General features: G+C 62.9%; 5 protein-coding genes. 2 read left to right on the plus strand and 3 right to left on the minus strand.

Annotated features, from left to right (window positions below; genetic code table 11):
- On the minus strand, positions 1-657 hold a 657-nt coding region (locus Y707_RS24305; protein ID WP_051441754.1), incomplete at its 3' end, for a C40 family peptidase.
- Between the two features lie 262 nt (positions 658-919).
- On the opposite strand from Y707_RS24305, the gene Y707_RS0107440 reads away from it, so the two are divergent.
- On the plus strand, positions 920-1543 hold the full coding sequence (locus Y707_RS0107440; protein WP_026534596.1) for a LysE/ArgO family amino acid transporter: 624 nt from the start codon (positions 920-922) through the stop codon (positions 1541-1543).
- 36 nt (positions 1544-1579) lie between these two features.
- On the opposite strand, the gene Y707_RS0107445 is transcribed toward Y707_RS0107440, so the two are convergent.
- A complete protein-coding gene (locus Y707_RS0107445; protein ID WP_026534597.1) occupies positions 1580-2098 on the minus strand; it encodes an O-acetyl-ADP-ribose deacetylase in 519 nt (172 codons plus the stop codon).
- Between the two features lie 93 nt (positions 2099-2191).
- Between Y707_RS0107445 and Y707_RS0107450 the strand changes: the two genes are divergently transcribed.
- Positions 2192-3223 carry an aldo/keto reductase gene (locus tag Y707_RS0107450; protein ID WP_026534598.1) on the plus strand — a complete coding sequence of 344 codons (1032 nt, stop codon included), beginning with the start codon at positions 2192-2194 and terminating at the stop codon, positions 3221-3223.
- Positions 3224-3279: 56 nt separating this feature from the next.
- Here Y707_RS0107450 and Y707_RS29650 read toward each other — a convergent pair.
- Positions 3280-4604 (minus strand): helicase-related protein (locus Y707_RS29650; RefSeq protein WP_035780779.1); only part of this gene is annotated, 1325 nt, incomplete at its 5' end.

The following is a 4604-nucleotide window of genomic DNA, read 5'->3' on the forward strand; positions in this document are numbered from 1 at the left end:
CCCGGCGACAAGGCCGGATGGCGCACCTGCGCCTCCCCCCACCGACGTCGTAAAGAACCATGAAGATCCTTCCGGACCGACCGGGTGCAGCACGGTACCCTCGTCCGGATTGAGTGCGCTGATCATCATGCCGTTTCCAACGTAGATTCCGACATGCGCCCAGTGGTTTGGCCCATCGGGACGCTGCGTCACCAGGTCCCCGGGAGACGGCGTCGTCGTCGGCCTTAAGGCTTCCCACTGGCTCACGCGAGGCAGTTCGATTCCGGCGTGCCGGTATGCCCACTGCACGAATCCCGAGCAGTCCCATCCGCTGATGAAGCTGGTACCACCCCAAACATAAGGTCGTCCGAGCCCGGCGTAGGCATATTCCACGACGCCGGCGAGGTCACCTTTCAGCGCCGTTCCGGGCTGTCCGGGCAGTCCTGGTTGTCCGGGCTGTCCCGTGCTGAAGTTGTCCGGGAAGGAAGCCGGATAAACCTTGCTCTGTGGATATGAAAAGACAGCAGGGGCCAGATTGAAGGACAAGGTGGCGGCTGAAGCCGCCGTTACCGAAGAAGCCTGCTCACGTGTCTGGGATTGTGGAGTCGCCGTCTGCTGTGGAAAAGCAGGTTGCACCACGAGCCCTGCGCCCAGGATCAGACCGCAGGCGAGGGTCACGGCGGAGGTGCGAGGTGATGTTTTGAAGAATGCGGGACCGGGCGACCTGTGACTGCCCGTGTGCCCTGATCCGGATGTGCGGATCGTCGAGTGACGCCCCCTGCTTGCTGACACTTATGCGGCCCCTTTCCACGTAGTCCCGCTTAATCGTACTGTGACTGATGTGACTGCGCCATAGCAGTTAGGTAAAAAGATTTCAAACATTTCCATGGGGTGGGCGATTCGCCCGACTTCCGCTCCCTCCGATGTACCTTGAACAGTTATGAGCGCAGTCGAAATGTTTCAGGCAATGGGCCTGGGTTTCGGGACCGGGCTGGCCTTGATCGTCGCCATTGGCACGCAGAACGCATTTGTACTTCGCCAGGGCATCCAGCGGGAGCACGTGACCGTTGTCGTCCTCATTTGTGCCGTCTCGGACGCCGTGTTGATCAGCGCCGGCGTGCTGGGCATCGGAATCCTTTTCCAAACGGCTCCGGTCATTGTCGACGTCATCCGGATCGCCGGTGCCGCATTCCTGCTGGCCTATGCCGCATTGGCAGCCAAACGCGCGATACGCCCGGGCCGCCTCACCGCCGCTGATGCCCCCCGGGAGCTGAGCGCGTCTTCAGCCGTTTGGGCAGTCCTGGCCCTGACTTGGCTCAATCCACACGTCTACCTCGATACCGTCCTGCTGCTGGGTTCGGTCGCAAACCAGCAGGTCCCGGATGCACGCTGGTGGTTTGCCGGAGGGGCCATTCTGGGCAGCTTTATCTGGTTCTCTGCGCTCGGTTTCGGGGCACGGCTGCTCCGTCCCTTCTTTTCGAAGCCTTCCTCGTGGCGCATTCTCGATGGACTGATCGCAGCCATCATGTTGATCCTCGGCCTCAGGATGGCGGTCGGCGCCTGATGGCTGTCCTGCTAAACCACGACGACGACGGCCTCGTCACAGTGAGCTGGCTGCGGAAAGGATCCGGGCGTCTCCGTCGGAGAAGGCGACCAGCCGGACCTCCTTGATCCGGCTGTCCTGATGCGAGCGGAAATACTCCCGGATGGTCCTCACCGCGATCGAGGCAGCTTCCTCTTTGGGATACCCATATACCCCTGTTGAAATCCCCGGAAAGGCGATGCCTTCAGCCTGCAGTTCCTCTGCCAGATTGAGCGAGTTCCGATAGCAATTGGCCAGCAGTTCGGCTTCGCGGCCATGGTGGCAGCCGTAGATGGGGCCGACTGTGTGGATGACGTGATTTGCCGTGAGGTTATGACCGCCCGTGGCCTTCGCTTCGCCATAGCCGCAACCGTTCAAGGCACGGCACTCTGCCAGTAATCCAGGTCCCGCAGCGGCGTGGATAGCGCCGTCGGCTCCCCCGCCCCCGAGCAGGCTCGTGTTGGCGGCATTGACGATCACGTCCACGTCCTGGCGGGTGATGTCCCCCGTCACGACGGTCAACCGTTCTGTGGCCATGAGGTGAGTCTCCAAACTGTCGAGAAACGCGTCAAGGTTTCTGCAACTAGTGTTGTAGTCGAAACTGGCACAGTTGATCCTAAGGAGCAAGAGATGGAATACCGGAACCTGGGGAACAGTGGCACCGCCGTGTCCTCCTACGCCCTTGGAACGATGACGTTTGGCGCCGAGGCGGATGAATCCACGTCGCATGCCATCATGGCCGACTACGCCGCTGCCGGTGGAAACTTCATCGACACCGCTGACGTCTACTCCCGGGGTGCGTCCGAGGAAATCATCGGACGCTGGCTGACGAAGAACCCATTGGAACGCGACCGGATGGTCATCGCCTCGAAGGGCCGCTTCCCGATGGGCGACGGCGTCAACGATCTCGGCCTTTCACGCCGACATCTACGCAGGGCCCTCGAGGCATCCCTGTCGCGGCTCGGCGTCGACCATCTCGATCTATATCAGGTCCACTCGTGGGATCCTGTTACTCCCTTGGAGGAGACGCTCGGCTTCCTCGACGATGCCGTGCGCAGCGGCAAGATCAGCTACTACGGATTCTCGAACTACACCGGATGGCAACTGACCAAGGCCGTATGGATGGCCAAGGCAAACGGCTGGACGGCGCCGGTTACGTTACAGCCGCAATACAGCCTTCTGGTACGGGAGATCGAATCGGAAATCGTACCCGCGGCGCTCGACGCCGGCATGGGTCTGCTGCCTTGGTCCCCGCTGGGCGGTGGCTGGTTGACCGGAAAGTACAAGCGGGACGCGGAACCGACCGGCGCCACCCGGCTGGGCGAAGACCCAGAGCGGGGCATGGAGGCCTGGGAGAAGCGCAATGCGCTGGAGCGCACCTGGCGGATCGTCGACACGGTGCTCGAAGTGGCCGGCGACCGCGGCGTAACACCCTCGCAGGTTGCCCTCGCGTGGACCGTCCAGCAGCCTGCGGTTACGTCCGTCATCCTCGGTGCCCGCACGACGGAGCAGCTCGCCGATAACCTTGGAGCGGCGAAGCTGCAGCTTGCGTCGGAAGAGGTTCAACGGCTTTCAGATGTCAGCACACCGGAGGTCGGCGACTATCCGTACGGAGTTCCGGGACAAGAACAGCGCAGTCGCAATCTCGACGGCGGCCGCTAGTTCCTGCAGCGGCTTCCACCAGCTCCGCGTTGTCTGCCTAAGGTTGCTCAGCCCGCCTAACCCCGGACGGCGAGCGCGAACGGCAGGACAGCTCCCGCACCTGCCTGGCGCAGCGCCCGTCCGGCGACAGTCATGGTCCAGCGACTGTCGACCTGGTCGTCCACCAGCAGAACCGGCTGTCCCTCGTACGGACGCAAGGCTTCTGCCAAGTCTGCGCCGACAGTGAACATTTCCCATACGGATCCGAGCCGGAAGGCGCTGTTTCCGCCCGGTTCGCCGAGCGGACCGTCAGCTTTCATGGTCATCACGCCCAGATATGGCAGCTGCCCTACATCGGCCAGTCCGCGCGCCAACGAATCCACCACCCGCGGTTTGCTTCGGGAAGGAATGTTGACTACGGCTGCCGGACGTTTGGCCCAATCCCACTCGGCCAACACCCGTACGCATGCCTTCAGCATGGCCGGATCAAGCTCCGCGTCGGGTGCGCCGGCGGCGAAGATTTCCCGGAGCGGTCCTCCCCAGCCCAGATCCGTCAGCCGGGCCAGCGCCCGTCCACGCTCGATGCGGTCCTGCTCGGGAATCTTGCCCTTGACCTCGATACTCAACCGGGGCATTCCCTGCGGCCACATGGCTCTTGGCTCCAAGGCGACGCCGGCACGCATCAGCGACTCATCGGCAGTGCTGGCAGCGGCATCGGCAATGTCGGTGGGGAACCAGGGACCGGCGCAATTGTCACACCGCCCGCACGGCTTCGCGCTTTCGTCGTCGAGGGCCGTGGTCAGGAACTGCATCCGGCAACTGTCGATCGCCTCATAGTCGAGCATGGACTGTTGTTCGTTGGTTCTGGCCTCCGCGATCCGCTCGTACCGAACCCGGTCGTAATGCCAGCCTGTCCCGGTGGACTGCCAGCCGCCGGCGACTCTCTCCACGGCTCCATCCACGGCCAGGACCTTCAGCAACAGTTCCAAGGGTGTACGGCGCAAATTTACCTGTGCCTCCAACGCACCAGTCGACAGAGCTTTGCCGGAACCTTCCAACGCCCGCAGTACGTGCTGGGCTTTTTCCTCTGAGGGCATCGAGGCTGTGGCAAAGTATCGCCAGATGTCCTTGTCCTCGGGACCGGGCAGTAACAGCACGTCCGCCTTGTCGGTCGCGCGGCCTGCACGCCCGACCTGTTGGTAATAGGCAACCGGCGACGACGGTGCACCAAGGTGGACGACAAACCCGAGGTCGGGCTTGTCGAACCCCATACCGAGCGCGCTCGTCGCCACCAATGCCTTAACCTGGTTCGTCTTGAGCAGCCGCTCCGCCTCTTCGCGGTCCGCCGGGTCGGTCCTGCCGGTATAGGCCAGGACGTTGTGGCCTGCCTCTTTCAACAACC

Source organism: Arthrobacter sp. H14 (genome assembly GCF_000520495.1).
Taxonomy (GTDB): Bacteria; Actinomycetota; Actinomycetes; order Actinomycetales; family Micrococcaceae; genus Arthrobacter_C.